We start from the raw sequence: 17,304 nt of genomic DNA, 5'->3' as shown, positions 1-17,304 counted from the left end.
ACCATGAGTAACTTAAAGCAAATAGGCTACTTTGCATGTGCAATCTTTGCGGTAAAAGGAATGGGTTTTATACTTTTACCCATTACAACTCGCCTTTTAGAACAACAAGAGTTTGGTCAATTAAACTTTCTAGTAACACTGTCTGCATTATGTTCTCTGGTCGTTTCATTAGGGTTACCTGAGTTATTGCTAAAACAACAATATGATTCTTTTAAAGAAAAAATGGCATTGTTTCGTGACGCTTTAATCTTAATTCTATTGTTCTGTCTAATGTTCATTCTTTTTGGATTTGTTTTTTCAGAAGATATCATCAAAGCACTACCCGCCAATATCAAGCTGATAGATCTCAAGTTATTAATAATAAATCTTGCGCTAGCAGCCATATTAAGTATTCCTTATACCTATTATCGACTATTTGATCATGCGCAAAAGTATTGTTTTTACAGCGTTTCTCATGCACTGATTCAAACGTGTTTAACAATTACTTTATTAGTGCTTGGCTATAATATCACCGGCGTGATGGTTTCAGGAGTTGTGTGCACCCTAATTATTTTAGCTTTCACTGTTCATGATATTGCTGATGCAATAAAAGTTAGCTACGCAGAGTTTAGTTGGCGAATCAAAAAATCTCAGGGTGTGTTTTTACTTTCTATAATTTCATCGGGGTTGTTTGTTTATGCAGGTAATGGTGCAGAAAATTGGTTCATTGTTGCTTACTTCGATGAAAAATTGTTAGCTAATTATTATGTTGCGGCTCAGTTTGCAATTATAACCTCATTCACCTTTGAGCCAATTAGACTATGGTGGTTTGCTAAACGCTTTAACCTTATCAAAACAAACAAATTACAGTATCAACAGTATGCTATTTTGTCTCTTAATACGGGTCTTGTATTGTGCGTTATAATGGCCATTGTTGCGCCTTTACTACTTAATTTTGTATTACCAACTCACTATCATGGGCATGACGAATGGCTCGTGTTGCTAATATTAGTTGTTGCTATCAGACATCACAGTGACATTTTAAATATTGGTTGTTACATGCATAAAAATGGTGTGTATGTATCTGTTGTTAATTTGCTAACTGCATGTTTAGGGTTAACTTTACTGTATTTCTTGGTGCCACGTTTTGCAGTTGAAGGCGTAATAGCCGCTTTAGCTATCATGCAAAGCTTTAAATTAGTGTATTTTTACATTTTGAGTCAACATCTTGAGCCTTTGCAGCTAGATTTTTTTGCTGTTATCCCAAGTTGGCTTGCATTAGTATCAATAACCTTTGTAACACTGCAATTTGAAAGTTCACTAACAGCTAAAGGGCTTATTCTTGTCTTTTACATTACCGGATTAGCCTTCCAATATAAGTCACTATTTTTACCTGCCATTAAAAAGCTAGTTAAGGGGCATGATTATGCTCAATTACTATAAACAAAACACGCTTTTAATTAATGGCATTTTAATTACTTTTGCTGTAGCAGTGACATACGCAATGGTAGGGCCAATTGCTGTATTTGCTTTGTTGCTTCTGCCATTCGCAGCCTTCACTGCGGTAAAAGTCAGTGTTGCATTTATTATATTATTCATCCTGTTTAGTTACTTTAGACTCCATGAGGCATTTCCAATATTAATGCCTTTTAAAATACCAAAGCTGCTAGCACTTGCATCGTTGCTTGGTATTGTTTGGCATCTTTTCATTTCTCAAAAACTTAAGCCTCACTGGCAAACAAGTCACCTTGTGTTCTTTTTATGGTTTGTCTGGCTAACCGTGTGTGTATTCAGTGCGTCTAATCGTGGACTTGCGATGGAATACTGGAGTGGCGTTTTAACTAAAGTGCTCATAATGGTCTTTGCTATTTCTTGGTGGATGACATCACTTAAGCATTTTAATGCAGTCAGAATTGGCATCATGATTTCTGGTGCGGCCATAGCCTTAGTGGCACTGAGTAACAAAATGAATGGGATTGGTTTAGTTGAAGGGACACGCGTGACAATCTCACGTGAACTGCGCTCGCAATTAGGCGATCCCAATGACTTGTCATTGGTAATGATGTTCCCTGTGTCGTTTTTAGCAGCAGAAGTGTTTGATACAAGTGCGCATAAAGTCAGACGAATAATTGCATTAATTTGCTTAGTGATTGCTATTAGCGGCGTTATTGCGACTCAAAGTCGAGGCGGACTACTCGGTATTGCAGCAGTGATTAGCTTCTTTATTTATCAAAAAGTTAAGAACCCCGTAGTTGTAGCTTGTATTGGCGCTGTTGGAATGCTTGCTATGGTGGCGTTTGCTGGTATTGCTGATAGGCAAAGCGGTGGTTCACATGAAGGCGGAGTTGATGAATCTGCTATGGGCCGTATCTATGCATGGCAAGCAGCGATCAATATGGCGATTCATAACCCACTAACGGGGGTTGGCGTTAATAATTTTGTTGTTAATTACTATTTTTACAGCCCCCATTGGGATGGCAAGAATCATGCGGTACACAGTACATGGTTTCAAGTTTTAGGTGAAACAGGCATTGTTGGCATATGCATTTTCATATTAGTGATTGCCTGTATTTACCGCAGTTTAAACCGAGTATTTTTGATAAATACGCAGTTAAATGATGAAAAAATAGCGGTAAATGCGAAAGCGTTAAAAGGCGGATTAATTGGCTTTATGGTGTCTGGAACCTTTTTAACTCAAGCATTTACATGGCCTATTTATATAATCCTTGCTTTAACAATTGCCTTAGAAAAGCTGGTAATGGATAGACAACGGGAGAACGCACATGAGTGAACAACTTAAACATTGGTTAAAATCAAGTGACAGCCCATTTGCAAAATCACTTTTTCAATTTGCAAAAGCTATTCGCAATCCGCAAATTTGGGTTATCCCTGGTGTACATTCTTTGCTGTTTAAGCTGCATTTACTTATTAGCACAACGGTTAGCGAGATGGCACGTATCTTTTATTACACACCGTTATTTAAAAGCCAAATTAAAGGCACTAAAGCTAATTTATATCTTTATTCAGGAATGCCACAAATATTAGGCAAACTCGAAATTAGTTGTAAAGATAATACGCGCATTAGTGGTATTACAACATTTTGTGGGCGGAGTCAGGGCGAATTTACACCTAAGCTTATAATTGGCAGTAATGTTGATATTGGCTGGCAAAACGCATTTTCAGTGGGGCGTAATATCATTCTAGAGGACGATGTGCGTCTTGCTGGTAGGGTGTTTCTAGCAGGGTTTCCTGGTCACCCATTAAATTCAGAAAGACGTGCAAAGGGTGAGCCTGATGATGAGTGCCAAGTAGGCGATATCATCATTAAACAAGGCGCTTGGATTGGTACTGGTGCAACTGTACTTGCAGGAGTAACAATCGGTGAAGGGGCTATTGTTGCAGCAAGCGCTGTCGTAACTAAAGATGTACCTGCAAACACCATCGTTGCCGGTAATCCAGCAAAAGTTGTTAAACAGCTTAAGGATTCGCTATGAAATTTATTGTATTCGGCGAAGACTGGCAAAGTCACCCAAGTAGTACACAGCATCTATTCAAACAACTAGCAAAACAGCATCAGGTTATTTGGATTAACTCGATTGGGATGCGCAAACCAACATTTCGCTTGATTGATTTAAAACGAGTTTTTAATAAATTAAAAAGCCTTTTTTTATCAAAGCGCTCAAGCCCAAATGCTAAAACAACTGATCATAGCCTCAATTTAGATTTAACAGCGCACACATTAGCCGTTTTACCTTGGCACGATAACCTTATTGTAAGGTTATATAATAAGTGGATTTTTAATAAAAAAGGTTTGATAGGTGATGAGCCAATTGTCTATTGGTTAAGTGTGCCAACAGCAATTAGTTTAATCTCTCCAAGAGAGCAAGATAAAGTAATTTACTATTGTGGTGATGACTTCTCAGCACTGGCTGGTGTTGATCATAAAATGGTTGCGCCATTTGAAAGAGAACTTATCAAAAAAGCAGATTCTATCTATGTTGTTAGCGAGCGACTTGCCAACAAAATGCCAAAATCCAAAGTGAAAATGCTTTCTCATGGGGTTGATTTAGCACTTTTTACTACGCAAACAGCAAAAGCCAGAGAACTTGAGCAAATAAGCAAACCAATTATTGGTTTTTATGGCTCCTTAAATGCTTGGCTTGATAAAGCCTTGTTGTTGACTATTGCTAAAGAGAGGCCTGAGTATCAATTAGTGTTAATAGGGCACCTCATAGAAGATTTCTCTGAGCTACTCAAGTTGGACAATGTAACCCATATAAAGGCTGTAGAGCATCATCGCTTAGCTTCATTTTCACAGCATTGGCAAGTATCAATCTTACCGTTTGTTGATAATGAGCAGATAAGATCTTGTGATCCACTCAAGTTAAAAGAATACATAGCCACAGGTACACCAATCGTCACAACACGCTTTGCTGCTGTTAATCCTTATCGTGAGACCATCTTAATAGCAGACACCCATCAAGGTTTTATCGATCGAATTGACTATGCAGTTAGCTTAAGTAAATCACAAAACTTAAACTGGCGAACTAATCAATCTCAGCAAGCTAATAATCATAGTTGGCAAGCAAAAGCCACGTTAGTTTGTAAACAACTAAGATTTTGCTGATTTAATCGTAAAACCTAAAAGCTGCATCTTGTATAGCTACAACATGCAGCTTTTTGCATTTTGGCTCGAGACCTGCAACTTACTAATTAAATGAATGTATCAGGGTTATTTATTTTCAATTTGCAATCAATAACCCAAACATTTTGCAAAATGCAAAGCAATAGGTAAATCATGTTAGTAAAAGAGCAAATCAAACGGTTACTATATTTAGGGCTTTATGCGCTATACACGCGTATTAAGCTTTTTATAATCCCGTTTTGTATTGTGCCACTCGTCGTGATTGTGCTTGCTTTATTTGCACAAAAACAATACAGCAATCATGCAACTATTTTAATCGAAGAATCTGCACTACTTAACCCATATTTAGATGACTTATCTTTCTCATTTCAATTATCAGATCGTATTGCAGCGTTACGCACCTTAGTTATCAGTCGCAAAGTACTTATCTCTGTAGCGAAAGAAACACAATTAATCCCTGAAAATGCCAGCAATAAACAGGTTGAAGAAATACATCAACAGTTGTCTAAGGCTTTATCTTTATCTTTGATTGGTGATGAGCTGGTCCGCATCAACTTTATTTGGCATAACCAAGCACAAATGAAACCCGTGCTTGAAAAGGTCGTTGAAAAATTTATAGAGCGTTTACTTGCTCCAACTAAAGCTTCTCTGGATACGTCTGAGCAATTTTTCTACATACAACTTGATAGTCTACGTGAAGAATTAGAGGCTTCAGAAGAAGCACTAGCAGAATTTAAAAGTCAAAACAGTAATACTTTACCAGCCGTGCTTCATAGTAACCGGCAAACATTTGATACCTTACTAAGTGAAAAACAACAAAAAATGATTGCTCTATCTGGTGCAAAAGCAAAGCTTAACGCACTGGTAAGTAAAGTAGGGCAAGCAAATCCTATTTTAGGAAACTTAGAAGAAAAAATAATCCGAACAGAATCAGAGCTCAGTTTGCTGCGCACTCGCTATACCGATAAGCACAGCAAAATCATCGAGAAAAAACGTACCCTCGTTAATTTAAAAAGCCGTCAACAAGCATTACTAGAGAAAAGCGAACAGTTAAGTACAACAAATATCGATCAGCTTTGGCAGTTAGTGAACACCTTACCTTCTCAAGATAACAAAGAATCAAGTGTATTGGTTTCTCAACTGTTAGCACTTGAAGAGGCACGCAACAACTTACTACAGCAAGAGCAAGAGTTTGCCATGTTAGAAGAGCAAGTGAAGCTAGTGAGCGATCGTTTATTAGTGACCAGTGATGTTGAAAAGCAATTACGTAAACTCGAGCGTGACTATGAAGTAAAACAATCACTATACAAAGATATGCTCAGTCGTTACGAAATGGCCAAAGTGACCGGCAAGCTTGTTAAATATGAAGGCCCTGACAAAGTTAAGACAATTGAACGCGCATATAGCCCAACGCAACCAATAAATACCTCAATTATAATGACTGCAATAGTTGGACTTATCTTAGGGATATTTACAGGTGGTGCAAGTGTGTTTGTTGCAGCCCTTTGTGATAGCCATTTAAAAGACACGCAAACCATTGAAAAGTTAACTAACACTGAGGTGGTAACAATACTTCCTATCGTCAATAACGGGGAAATAACCGGCATTATTGAAGGAGAAAAATCATGAATGTTATGCATTTAGTTCAACACTTACAGGTAGGTGGCTTAGAAAAAATGGCAATAACGCTGCTTCAAAATAGTCAATTTAAGCATTCAAGTATTATTGTTTCGCTTGAGGGGGATAGAAATACTGCATTTGAACAGTGGCCTGAGCTTCAGCCTTTCAGTCATCGCGTCATTTGTTTAGATAAAAAGCCAGGGATCAGTTTATCTGTTATAGCTAAAATCAAAAGTCTAATCAAAGAGCATGATATCGACATAATACATAGCCACCACATTGGGCCACTGATTTATGCGGGTATAGCAAGTTCGTTATCGCAAGGTTCAGTACGGCATATTTCAACAATACATGACGCATGGTACCTTACTAATACAAAGCAACGCACTTTTACAAAGTTATTAGATTCGCTAACTAATATATATTGGGTTGCTGACGCACGCATTGTTGCAGACGAATTTAGAGCCAAAACTGCGATTATCCCCGAGCGCACTATTTTAAATGGCATAGATTGCGAAAACTTTATGGCTATTGATGCTAAAGCAGCTCGTGAACAATTCAACTTACCAAATAATGTTAGGTTAATCGGCTGCGCAGCAAGACTTATAGAAGGGAAGGGTCATAAAGATATGATTCATTCACTTCGCTACTTACCCGATGATTTTCATATGGTATTTGCAGGAGATGGAGACCAAAAAGAGTATTTATTAAATTTGGTAAGAAGCTTGCAGTTAACTTCGCGGGTTCATTTTTTGGGAAATGTACATGATATGCGTGCATTTTATTCAAGTATTGATGTGATGTGTTTGTACTCTCAACGCGAAGGCCTTCCACTTTCAATAATTGAAGCAATGGCATGTGGTATTCCAATTGTGGCCAGTGATGTGGGAGGCATCCATGAAGTCGTTACTCCAGAGCAAGGTGAACTTGTCAGTGTTAATGAATTTAATCAACTTGCTCCTGCAATTCAAAGAGCCTGTACTTTACCGCGGGGACTCTGTATCCGTCACCATGCTATTAAGGTTGCTGATGCACGAACAATGAGCAGTAAATACGATAATTTATACTCAGCACTGCTGATGTAGGAGGTTAGTATGACATTTGTTACGCTTCTATTTATTACCTTGGTGTGTGTTGTTATATATCACCATATTGGTTACCCAATTTTGTTAAAACTGATTGCCTCAAGAAAGTTAAAACCAACTACACAGCAAGAGTGTGCTGATAAGTATCAACCAAAAATTGCGATTTTAATGTGCGCTTACAATGAACAGCAGCACATTGCTGAGAAGCTCCATAACCTAGCCTCATTAATTTATGATAACAGTCGCTATTCAATCCATGTTTATTTTGATGGCTGTACAGACAACACGATAGAACAGGCAATGCAAGCTCAACAAGTGCTTCATAGCCAAGGAGTACAGTGCTTTTTTCATATTCGCGATGAGAATATGGGGAAAGTACAAGGCTTAAATACCCTGATGGGCATTGCAAAATATCAAAACGATATTCTACTTTTTACCGATGTCAGTGCCTTATTAAGCATTGATGTGCTCGATAAAGTTGTAGAGCATTTTGTTAATCCCTCTATCAGTATTTTAACCGGTGTGTACACATTGGATGACGATGCACCTGAGTCACAAAAGGTTTATTGGCATTACCAAAATCAAATTAAGAAATCAGAATCGAACCTTGGTGCTGTTATTGGTGTCCCTGGTGCTATGTTTGCTATGCGCTCAAGCGATACGTTTGAACTTGAACAAAACACCATAAATGACGATTTTGTTTTATCGATGAAAGTATTGGGCAAAGGGGGCAAGGCGGTACTTGACGAAGACGTTGTGATATACGAACGTGATTGCGATTCACAAAGCGATGATTACACCCGTCGCGTACGTTTAGGCGCCGGAAATTGGCAACAAATTAAAGCCTTAATGATTTTGTTAAATCCTCGTTTAGGTTGGACTTTTCTTAATTATTTTTCTCATAAAGTTCTGCGTGGTGTAATGCCTATTATTTTAGCCTTTATCTATGCCAGCATTATTTTTGAGGCATTTATTGCACACACATTGTGGGCACAAGCTCTTGCAACAGCTATAGCGTCTTTTCACATTACACATATAGTCAAAGCAACTTGCCAAATTACAACACCTATACCTCTGATTGATAAGATCAACTATATATTAAATAGCTACTTCTTAGCATTGTGGGGAATCATTCGCTACGAACTTGGCTACTTTAACAAACCTTGGAAACGGGTTAGGTCAATTCGTAAGGCCTCAACCAAAACGCTAGTTAAAATAATAAAACGCACAATTGATATTGTTGGCGCGCTAGCACTTCTCACGCTTGTATGGCCAATCTGCTTAATAACTGCTGTTGTAATTAAACTTACCTCAAAAGGCCCAGTGATATTTAAACAGTTGAGAGTGGGCGAAAGCTCAGATGAATTTGTGTCGCTTTTTTACGTTTATAAATTTCGCTCTATGGTTGTTGATGCTGAGTCACACTCAGGTGCTGTTTGGGCAAGTAAAGATGATCCAAGAATAACAGCGGTTGGCCGTTTTATGCGTAAAACCCGTATCGACGAGCTTCCGCAACTTTTTAATGTTCTTAAAGGAGAGATGTCTTTAATAGGCCCTCGACCTGAACGCCCAGTTTTCTATGGCAAACTGGAAAAAGATATTCCCTATTTTTGTCAACGTACTTACGGGGTGAAACCGGGTATCTCAGGTCTTGCACAAGTAATGAACGGATACGACGAAACAATAGAAGACGCCAGAAGTAAGATAGGTTGGGATTACGCTTATTCATTGAGTATGTCTTCTCCTGTCGCATGGGCAAAATTAGAATTATCAATTATCCTGCGAACCTTACTTGTTGTTTTCACTGGTAAAGGACAATAACAGGTTCTGCAAATTACGTTGCATAATGCAATTTTTGCTATCAAAAATGTTTGCATTATGCATCAACCAGTCTTTATTGATATATAAATCAATGTGTTATAAACTGGCACTGTAGTTGTACTGTTAACTATGACTAACCAAATACAAAGGTAGAAGATCATGGCTAACAACACAAAAGTATCTGCAGACAGTAAATACATCACACTCCCAAATGATTTTTCGGGCCTTGCAGTAGACGGCTTTAAAGATCAATTCGAAGAAGTAGCACAAGGTAAACAAACCAACGTTGTACTCGATTTTAGTGAAACAACTTTTATCGACTCATCTGGTATAGGTGCGATGGTCTTTTTATATAAACGCATTGAGAAAAAAGGCCAAAAGTTGTCATTACTTAATGTCTCTGGTCAGCCTCATAAGTTAATGTGTCTGTTAAGAGTAGACAAAACAATCCCTTTCATTGAACAAAATGATATAGCTTGAGGTGAGTTATGAAGCACACACTCTTTATCATAATTTTTTTGCTCGCGTTAGGTGGATGTGCTTCTTGGCCTGATGAAGGGCAAGGCGGCTGGGCTGAAAAATATCAGAACTACCCGTTAACCGATGAGCAAAACGAGCTTATTTACGATACACAGGAAACCATTGTACTTAGTGAGTTTGAACATCACGTACTCAAACTTGATTTACTAAAAGCGCAAGGTATTCAACAATGTATGCCTGCTCAATTATTAAAAGCACAGATATATGAAAACCGCATTCGTCGCCTCATTGCGGCTAAAATGTGGTCTGATGCAGAGCATAATTTACTCGTTCATTACCACGGATTAAATCAACTAACTAAACACTTCGAGACGGTTAATGCTTTGACTAAATGCGGTGCAGTAACAAAAGCAGAAGAGCCTATGAGTGTTTCTCTTAAAGAACAGTTCACAGAGCTTTTGAATAGCGATAATCAATTTTCGTTAAACGACTTTCAGGTAACGCCGAAGTATCTTTCACGCTTAGCACAAGCTGCTGATCTAATTAAACAAGTGAAAAATGTTGAGTTATTGCTTGTCGGTCATGCTGATATTAGTGGTCAGCACATAACAAATTATGAACTGGCTTTTAAACGCGCCGAAACAGTGAAACATTGGCTGGGTGTTTATGGTGTAAACCCTGCAACTATGACCACCTTAACGCAAGGAAGTTTATCGCCTTACAGCGAACAACCTGATTCAAGTTTTAAGCGCCATTCAGATAGACGTGTGAACGCGATTATTATCGACAAGGGTGACGAAAAAGCAAATGAGCAACATCCTGCATTATCTAGTTGGACGAAAATCTTAAACGGGCCTAAGGAGTAATACCATGAAACAATTACTTTTATTACTTTGTTTAATTTTTCTTGCAACCACAGTGGCTGCTGAAGAAATAAAAGTGGGCAATAAGCTTTTCGTCTATTTACCTGGTGAAGCTGATTTTTCTCAACCATTTGAGGTAGATAAAGATGGCTCTATCACACTGCCTGAGCTGGGTCGTTTTAATGTGGCAGGCTTAGAACTTAAAGAAATTGAAGCACAGCTCAAAAAATCACTCAGTGAAGTCTTTGTTGCAATGGATGATTTTTATGTAGAAATACATTCGCGCGATATCTTTATTAATGTAATGGGTTATGTGAATGAACCTTCACAAGTTAGTATTCCAAACGACGGTAACATTCAAATGGTAATAGCCAGAGCTGGGGGCTTAAAACCCGGCGCCCAACTAGACCGCTTACAAATCCGCCGTGTAAATGAAGTTATAGAGTTCAACTATAAAGCGTATCTAGACTCAGGCAACATAGATTTACTACCCAGCTTACAAAGTGCTGATACTGTATTTGTGCCTGTTTCTCCACTACTAGGCAATGTACAAATTGATTTTGATGCTCAAACATTAAGTGCTTCTGGCGATGCGAGCGATAACAGTGCGATTACTTTATTGGGTGAAGTGCACAACCCGGGTAGTTTCTCTTTTAAAGAAAATATGAGTGTGCTAGATGCATTAATGCGTGCAGAAGGCGTAACTCGCTATGCTGATGTAACTAAAATTCGCGTCATTGTTGATAAAACCCCAGTGGTATTTGATCTAAAAGCATACTTAGATAAACCAAGCAACGATACCATGCCAGAGCTCAAAGCGGGCTCTACTATCTATGTACCAATTATGGTCGATGATGTGAATACCACATCAAGAACCGTGTACATCATGGGAGAGGTGCAAAAGCCTGGTGCCTATGAAGCCGCAGAAAATACAAGCTTTTTAGATATTCTTGCTAATGCTGGAGGGCCAACACGCTTTGCAGAAACACGCCAGATAAAAATTCTTACTCCCGCAGGTGAAAGCATCTTATTTGATTTACAAGGCTACAGTGAAGGCCTTATCACGGCAAAAGTACCTAACTTAAATCCGGGTGATGTAATTTTTGTACCAGAGAAAACCGATCAAAATGAGAAAAGCTGGTTAAAGGTTCCACCCAAGCGAGCAATTAAAATCATTGGTGCGATCATGTCACCAGGACGCTATGAGTGGAGTCAAGAAATGGATTTTACAGATTTACTCGCCCATGCCGGCGGCCCAACAAAAGGGGCCAATATAAACGACATTAAAATTGTTAGAAATGGCGAAGTGACAAAACGCTTTGATTTAGAGCAATACACAATTAGTGGCGCTAAAAAGCATGCGTTACCGAGTTTACAAGCGGGTGATACCATTATAGTTGAAGAGTTACCTGTTGATCCTTCAGACAACAAATCACAATGGATCCGTCAAGAGTCTGGAAAATCAATTTATATTATGGGGCAGGTTGGTTCACCGGGTCGATATGCTTTTAATACCAACATGCATTTTATTGATATTTTGGCTGCAGCTGATGGCCCGACCGATAATGCAGACCTACGTAATATTCGTATTACTCACCGTAATGGTAATACGGCTAAAGTTAGCAGGTTAAACCTTGCAATGTATTTTGAAACCGGCGATGAAACATTATTTCCCCATGTGTTACCTGGCGACACCATTTATATCCCAGAAAAAAACAAAGACTGGTTACGGACACCTAAAGAGCAAGTTGTTCGAATCATGGGCGCAGTTGAAAAACCAGGACGCTATAGCTTTGACGATACCATGACAGTACTTGATGTTTTAGCAGAGGCAGGCGGTCCATCAAGTTCAGCACTCATCGACAAAATCGTGGTTGTAAACCACTCTTGCTGCAAAGAGCAATCAAGAGTATTTGATTTAGAAGAGTTTGTGAAAAACCCTAACTCAGCCTACATACCGGTTCTACGAGCGGGCGATACACTTTATGTCCCTGATAAAGGGCAAGACTTAATGAGTCAATTTAAATCAAACTTCTTAGATTTTATTACTGTGCTAGCTTTAGTGGTGGGCTTATGAAATTAATTCCTGCGCAATACCAAGAACTAGAAGCTGTGTGTAACGAAATAGATAATGCTAAAGCACGTTGCATTTGTTTTATTTCTTTAACAGGCAACGAAGGGTCAACGTCATTGTGTGCAAGTGTCGCTAGACGTTTAAGTTTACAAAGTTCAAGAGTACTTATTATCGACTTGAACCCTTTAAACCCTTTTAAATTGAATGCGCAAACAAAAGCAGAGTCATGGTGTTTTAGTGATATATCTTGTCAGCTTAATATTATTAATACTGATTATGTTGATTTATTAACCATGCAGCACCTAAAAGAGCTGGAATCAGTAAAAAATAAAACAGTACTCAATGATGCCATTGAACGAATAAAGCAAGAGTACGATTTTATTTTTTTAGATATGAGCCCGGCCTTGAAACGTAACCGAGGTAATGTGCCGCTGCATGCATTAAGTCTGTGTACTGAATTAACCTTTTTGACAGTATCACTTGGTTACAACAATGAAGAGGCGCTGTGTCACGGGGTCGCAAATTTAAACAATGCGGGGATAAAAAATATAAAAATTGTTGTTGCTCAACATCAGTTTGCACCGCTTGGTAGTCGTATTTTAAATACACTCAATAAATATCAACAAAAGTGGCCAACACTCACTAATTTTTTAATTGATAAAGTGATCAAACAACGTTGGTTATTTGTTCCTTACTGAGGCCTTGTATGGATTGTTTATATCAAAAATCATTTCAATTAGATTGGCCTATAGTTAGTGAGATCCGCCATATTCTAAAACATGTATTAACAGCTATAAGTGTTAAAAATCAAGATATTGATGCTGCCGGCTTGGTCGCTACTGAGTACCTAACAAACTTGTTACGTCATAGCGAGGAAAGTGATAAAAAGCTGCAGTTTTCAATGTATAAATTACCTAAAAATAAATTGCTTATAGAGTTCACTGATGCAATGCCAAGCTATAATTTGTTTGAGAATCATAGCTCTGATTGGCATCTAGAAAGTGGTGAGTTAGTAGAAGGTGGTATGGGTGTAGCACTTATTAAGCATTACTTCCCAAATGCTAAGTACACATCAGAGAAGCATAAAAATACCTTTTCATTTCATTTATCAAACATTGATAAACGACCAACACTTATTTATATCGATGATGACAAATCTCAGTTAGCTTTGCTAAATGCTTATCTTTGCAATCACTTTCAGGTAATTTGCTGTGAAGATATAGAGTCAGGTTGGCAAGAGCTACTTACATCGGGCGCAACGGTTTTGTTGCTTGACCATAAACTAAAAAATGGCACAAGTGAGCCATTATTAAAAAAATTAAATCAGTCAAATATAAAAACAAATTTATCAGTAGTCATGCTAACCGGAGATGATAGTGATGAACTTATTAAACGGATAAATTTATTAGGGGTTGATGACTACTTAGTAAAACCCGTAACAAAAACTAGATTACTACAAAGTATTGAACGAATTGTTCATCGATTCTCTGCGTTAAAATATTTAATTAACGAAGAGCGCATGCAAACACAGCGTAGTTTAACAGATCATACCGCCTATAATTTTGGCTCGATTATTTCACAAAATGGTGGCGATTTCTGTTTATATCCCCACCAGCCACAAAAGCCAGTTATCTTAGGAGATATGATGGGGCATGGCATTACAGCTTTAAAAGAAAGCTTCGCCATCAAAGGTTTTTTGAGTGGCTGTTTGGCCACAGAGATCCCCTTACAAAATGTTCTTAGCACCTTAAACACAGCACTCTGTGAACAACGACTGTGTAAATCGAGTTTAGTGACCTTATTAATAACATTTATAGAAAACAACACATTCCATTGGTTCAATGCCGGTCATCCTGCTCCTTGTGTTATTACTAAAAAAGGGCAGTTAATACAGTTAACTGGAACAGACCCTTTACTTGGTTTAAGTGATGAGCATCACTACTCACATTACCAATATGACCTGAGTGATGTTGAGCATATTTTACTATTTACTGATGGCTGGTTAGACAACCAACATTTTAATGAGGTGGGTCAACACATAGCAAATTTAACGGCCGAAGATCTTCACAGTGAACAATTTGCATATAAGCTTTGGAAATCAAGCCAAGTTAAACTATCAGACGAAGTTGATGATGCGTCTTTAATTGTCATCAATAAACACTAAATATAGAGTTTACAAAGTCACCAATTAAGCACTAAGCTACTAGTAAGGAACTGTAAAATAATCACTTTATCTCAGCATAAAAACTATAAAAAGGAAGCCAGTAATGCCACCTAAAATACTCATTGTTGAAGATACTGAGTCACTCGCCTTGATGTATCAGTCTTATCTGATTCCAACGGGAGTGAAAACACGCATCGCTTATAACGGTGAGCAAGCAATGTGTGCATTACAAGAATTCGAGCCTGACTTAATAATTTTAGATGTCATGCTACCCGATATAAATGGCTTGGATATTTTATCTTCGTTAGACCCAGACACCGCACCACAAGTTATTGTTCTTACAGGTCATGGCACCAAAGAAATGGCCATTAAAGCCATTAAACTCGGCGCGAGTGACTTTTTAGAAAAACCAATAGAAGCCGATCGTTTTAGGATCACCGTAAATAACGCGCTTAAATTAAAAGACTTAAAGCAAACGGTAAAAAGTTATCAAACTACATACGAAAATGGTAAATATTTTGATTTGATTGGTAGCTCAAGCGTGATGCAGTCAGTTTATCAAATCATAAAATCTGCATCGGCAAGTAAAGCAACCGTGTTCATCACCGGTGAAAGTGGCACTGGTAAAGAGTTGTGTGCACGTGCTGTGCATTTAGCATCACCTCGAGCTAATAAGCCTTTTGTTGCTCTAAACTGTGCAGCTATTCCTAAAGACTTAATTGAAAGCGAAATATTCGGACACTTAAAAGGCGCTTTTACAGGTGCTATAGCAAATCGAGAAGGAGCTGCAGGTCAAGCTGATGGCGGCACGTTATTTCTTGATGAACTTTGTGAGATGGATATCAACTTACAAAGCAAACTACTGCGTTTTATTCAAACGGGATGTTATCAACAAGTAGGCAGTGAAAAAGAAGTGAAAGTGGATGTACGCTTCGTTTGCGCTACCAATCGAGACCCGTTACTTGAAGTACAAGAAGGTCGCTTTCGGGAAGATCTTTATTATCGTTTACACGTTATTCCAATAGCCTTACCGCCACTAAAACAACGTGGCAAAGATGTTATAGAAATTGCTGATGCGTTATTTAAAAAAATAAGTAAAGAAGAAAAGCGCCAATATAAAGGGATGTCTGAAGGCGTTAAAAACTTATTTTTAGGCTACAGTTGGCCTGGTAATGTTCGTCAATTAGAGAACACGATTCGTAATATTATGGTGTTACATGATGAATCATATATCGAAGTGGATATGATCCCCTCATTACCTCAATCCTCTAATCAGAATCAATTAGCATCGTTGCATCAAGTACCGCAACCAGAAGTCATTATGACTGCTGTAGATACAGGCTTGCATACTGAACAAGCTACCATGAATGACACTTTGTTGCCGTTCACTCAAGCAGACATTGAACCATTATGGCTTGTTGAAAAACGTTACATTGAACAAGCTATACAAGCATGTGATAACAACATACCTAAAGCAGCTGCTTTATTAGATGTGAGCCCTTCAACTTTATACCGAAAAATTAAAAGCTGGGAAGAGATGCAAGTAAGCTAGTCCGATAAACTCGGTTAAGTTGCTTGAATTGTTGCTCTCCACCAAACCGTTGCCTGACCAAAGTATGCGCATTAGTAAGCATGTAAGTAATTTGGTCAGGGGTTAAATTGATTAAATTATTTAATTGCTTAGATAGCGCTTGCGCAGAGTTGTCTGTCATTAATAGCCCATTGGTTAAGTGGCTCACAATATGAGGTAATTGCCCAACAGGAGAGACAATAACTAATACGCCATGCGACATTGCCTCAAGCACTACCATTGGCAGTCCTTCAGCCCTAGAACAGACCACTAATACATCGAGTTTTTGCCAAATTTCATGTTGCTCGCACATGCCGTGAAAGGATACTGAAGAAAGCTCAAGTTCGTCACGCATAGGTCCATCGCCAAACATATGAAAATTTAAAGAACTAGTGGCAAATTGCTTAGCAACATCTACAAATATATCGGGCGCTTTTTCTATTGAAAGCCGACCAACAAAACCAACATTTAAATTGCTTTTGCATTTAGGTTCTAATGTCGGGTTAGCATCAGGAATAGAAATGAAGTTTTCAAGCACTTCAGCATTGTAAATATCGGCAGCTAATTGATTTGAAACTGCAAAGTTTTTAGAAAAGAAGCTTAAAAGCTTATCAAGCTTGTTATATAAAAAGACTTTACCACGGCCAACTTCTCCAGCATGGTAAGTCGAAATGCAAGGGCGGTTTTGCCAGCGGCATACTAACTTACCCATGATACTTGCCTTGTACCCATGGGTGTGCAGTAACGCTGAACGAGGAAACGATTTTAAAATATCGTTTAAACTTTTTAAGCTTCCGCCAGCAAAACCATAGACGATATTTTCTTGCTCTAAGCGATAGTAAAAATCCCGGTTATTATGATCTTGATAAAATAGGATTGAACTCTTAATATTGTTTCGTTCTAAAAGCTTATTTAAAGAAATTAGGTGACTTTCGATTCCACCTATCAGGCTTGAATCAACAAATAAAATAACACTGTATTTCATATTCACTCCAAGGTGAGA

14 protein-coding genes are annotated in these 17,304 nt (G+C 38.2%); 13 read left to right on the top strand and 1 reads right to left on the bottom strand.

The features are described from left to right. The first annotated feature begins 3 nt into the window (after window positions 1-3). The 13 genes from AAEU31_RS16320 (at window position 4) to AAEU31_RS16260 (ending at window position 16,283) form a co-directional block, all read left to right on the top strand. The gene (locus tag AAEU31_RS16320; protein WP_421967758.1) at window positions 4-1,422 is read left to right on the top strand and encodes a lipopolysaccharide biosynthesis protein; all 1,419 of its coding nucleotides are present in this window, start codon (window positions 4-6) and stop codon (window positions 1,420-1,422) included. Then, entirely contained in the window at window positions 1,406-2,770 is a 1,365-nt protein-coding gene (locus tag AAEU31_RS16315; RefSeq protein WP_281546852.1) for an O-antigen ligase family protein, read from the top strand. The genes AAEU31_RS16320 and AAEU31_RS16315 overlap by 17 nt, the downstream gene beginning before the upstream one ends. Beyond that, window positions 2,763-3,473, top strand: a complete 711-nt coding sequence (locus tag AAEU31_RS16310; protein WP_421967757.1) for an acyltransferase — start codon at window positions 2,763-2,765, stop codon at window positions 3,471-3,473. The genes AAEU31_RS16315 and AAEU31_RS16310 overlap by 8 nt, the downstream gene beginning before the upstream one ends. Continuing rightward, entirely contained in the window at window positions 3,470-4,606 is a 1,137-nt protein-coding gene (locus tag AAEU31_RS16305; RefSeq protein ID WP_421967756.1) for a glycosyltransferase, read from the top strand. Before AAEU31_RS16310 ends, AAEU31_RS16305 begins: the two co-directional genes overlap by 4 nt. A gap of 171 nt (window positions 4,607-4,777) precedes the next feature. Next, window positions 4,778-6,253, top strand: coding sequence for a GumC family protein (locus AAEU31_RS16300; protein ID WP_421967755.1), 1,476 nt, complete (start codon window positions 4,778-4,780; stop codon window positions 6,251-6,253). After that, on the top strand, window positions 6,250-7,329 hold the full coding sequence (locus AAEU31_RS16295; protein ID WP_421967754.1) for a glycosyltransferase: 1,080 nt from the start codon (window positions 6,250-6,252) through the stop codon (window positions 7,327-7,329). The genes AAEU31_RS16300 and AAEU31_RS16295 overlap by 4 nt, the downstream gene beginning before the upstream one ends. 9 nt (window positions 7,330-7,338) lie before the next feature. Then, window positions 7,339-9,150, top strand: a complete 1,812-nt coding sequence (locus tag AAEU31_RS16290) for a sugar transferase (protein WP_421967753.1) — start codon at window positions 7,339-7,341, stop codon at window positions 9,148-9,150. 159 nt (window positions 9,151-9,309) lie between these two features. After that, a complete protein-coding gene (locus tag AAEU31_RS16285; protein WP_421967752.1) occupies window positions 9,310-9,630 on the top strand; it encodes an STAS domain-containing protein in 321 nt (106 codons plus the stop codon). 8 nt (window positions 9,631-9,638) lie between these two features. Further along, window positions 9,639-10,496, top strand: a complete 858-nt coding sequence (locus AAEU31_RS16280; protein ID WP_421967751.1) for an OmpA family protein — start codon at window positions 9,639-9,641, stop codon at window positions 10,494-10,496. Window positions 10,497-10,500: 4 nt separating this feature from the next. Beyond that, window positions 10,501-12,570, top strand: a complete 2,070-nt coding sequence (locus AAEU31_RS16275; RefSeq protein WP_421967750.1) for an SLBB domain-containing protein — start codon at window positions 10,501-10,503, stop codon at window positions 12,568-12,570. Further along, entirely contained in the window at window positions 12,567-13,265 is a 699-nt protein-coding gene (locus AAEU31_RS16270; RefSeq protein WP_421967749.1) for an AAA family ATPase, read from the top strand. The genes AAEU31_RS16275 and AAEU31_RS16270 overlap by 4 nt, the downstream gene beginning before the upstream one ends. Window positions 13,266-13,273: 8 nt before the next feature. Further along, the gene (locus tag AAEU31_RS16265) at window positions 13,274-14,731 is read left to right on the top strand and encodes a SpoIIE family protein phosphatase (RefSeq protein WP_421967748.1); all 1,458 of its coding nucleotides are present in this window, start codon (window positions 13,274-13,276) and stop codon (window positions 14,729-14,731) included. Window positions 14,732-14,834: 103 nt separating this feature from the next. Continuing rightward, window positions 14,835-16,283, top strand: coding sequence for a sigma-54-dependent transcriptional regulator (locus tag AAEU31_RS16260; protein WP_421967747.1), 1,449 nt, complete (start codon window positions 14,835-14,837; stop codon window positions 16,281-16,283). Here the strand turns inward: AAEU31_RS16260 and AAEU31_RS16255 are convergent. Beyond that, window positions 16,252-17,286, bottom strand: a complete 1,035-nt coding sequence (locus AAEU31_RS16255; RefSeq protein WP_421967746.1) for a glycosyltransferase family 4 protein — start codon at window positions 17,284-17,286, stop codon at window positions 16,252-16,254. The genes AAEU31_RS16260 and AAEU31_RS16255 overlap by 32 nt on opposite strands. Window positions 17,287-17,304: the final 18 nt, after the last annotated feature.

It is taken from the genome of Pseudoalteromonas thalassia (assembly GCF_049257215.1).
Classification (GTDB): Bacteria; Pseudomonadota; Gammaproteobacteria; order Enterobacterales; family Alteromonadaceae; genus Pseudoalteromonas; species Pseudoalteromonas lipolytica_C.
This window is presented reverse-complemented; position numbering and strand designations above follow the sequence as displayed.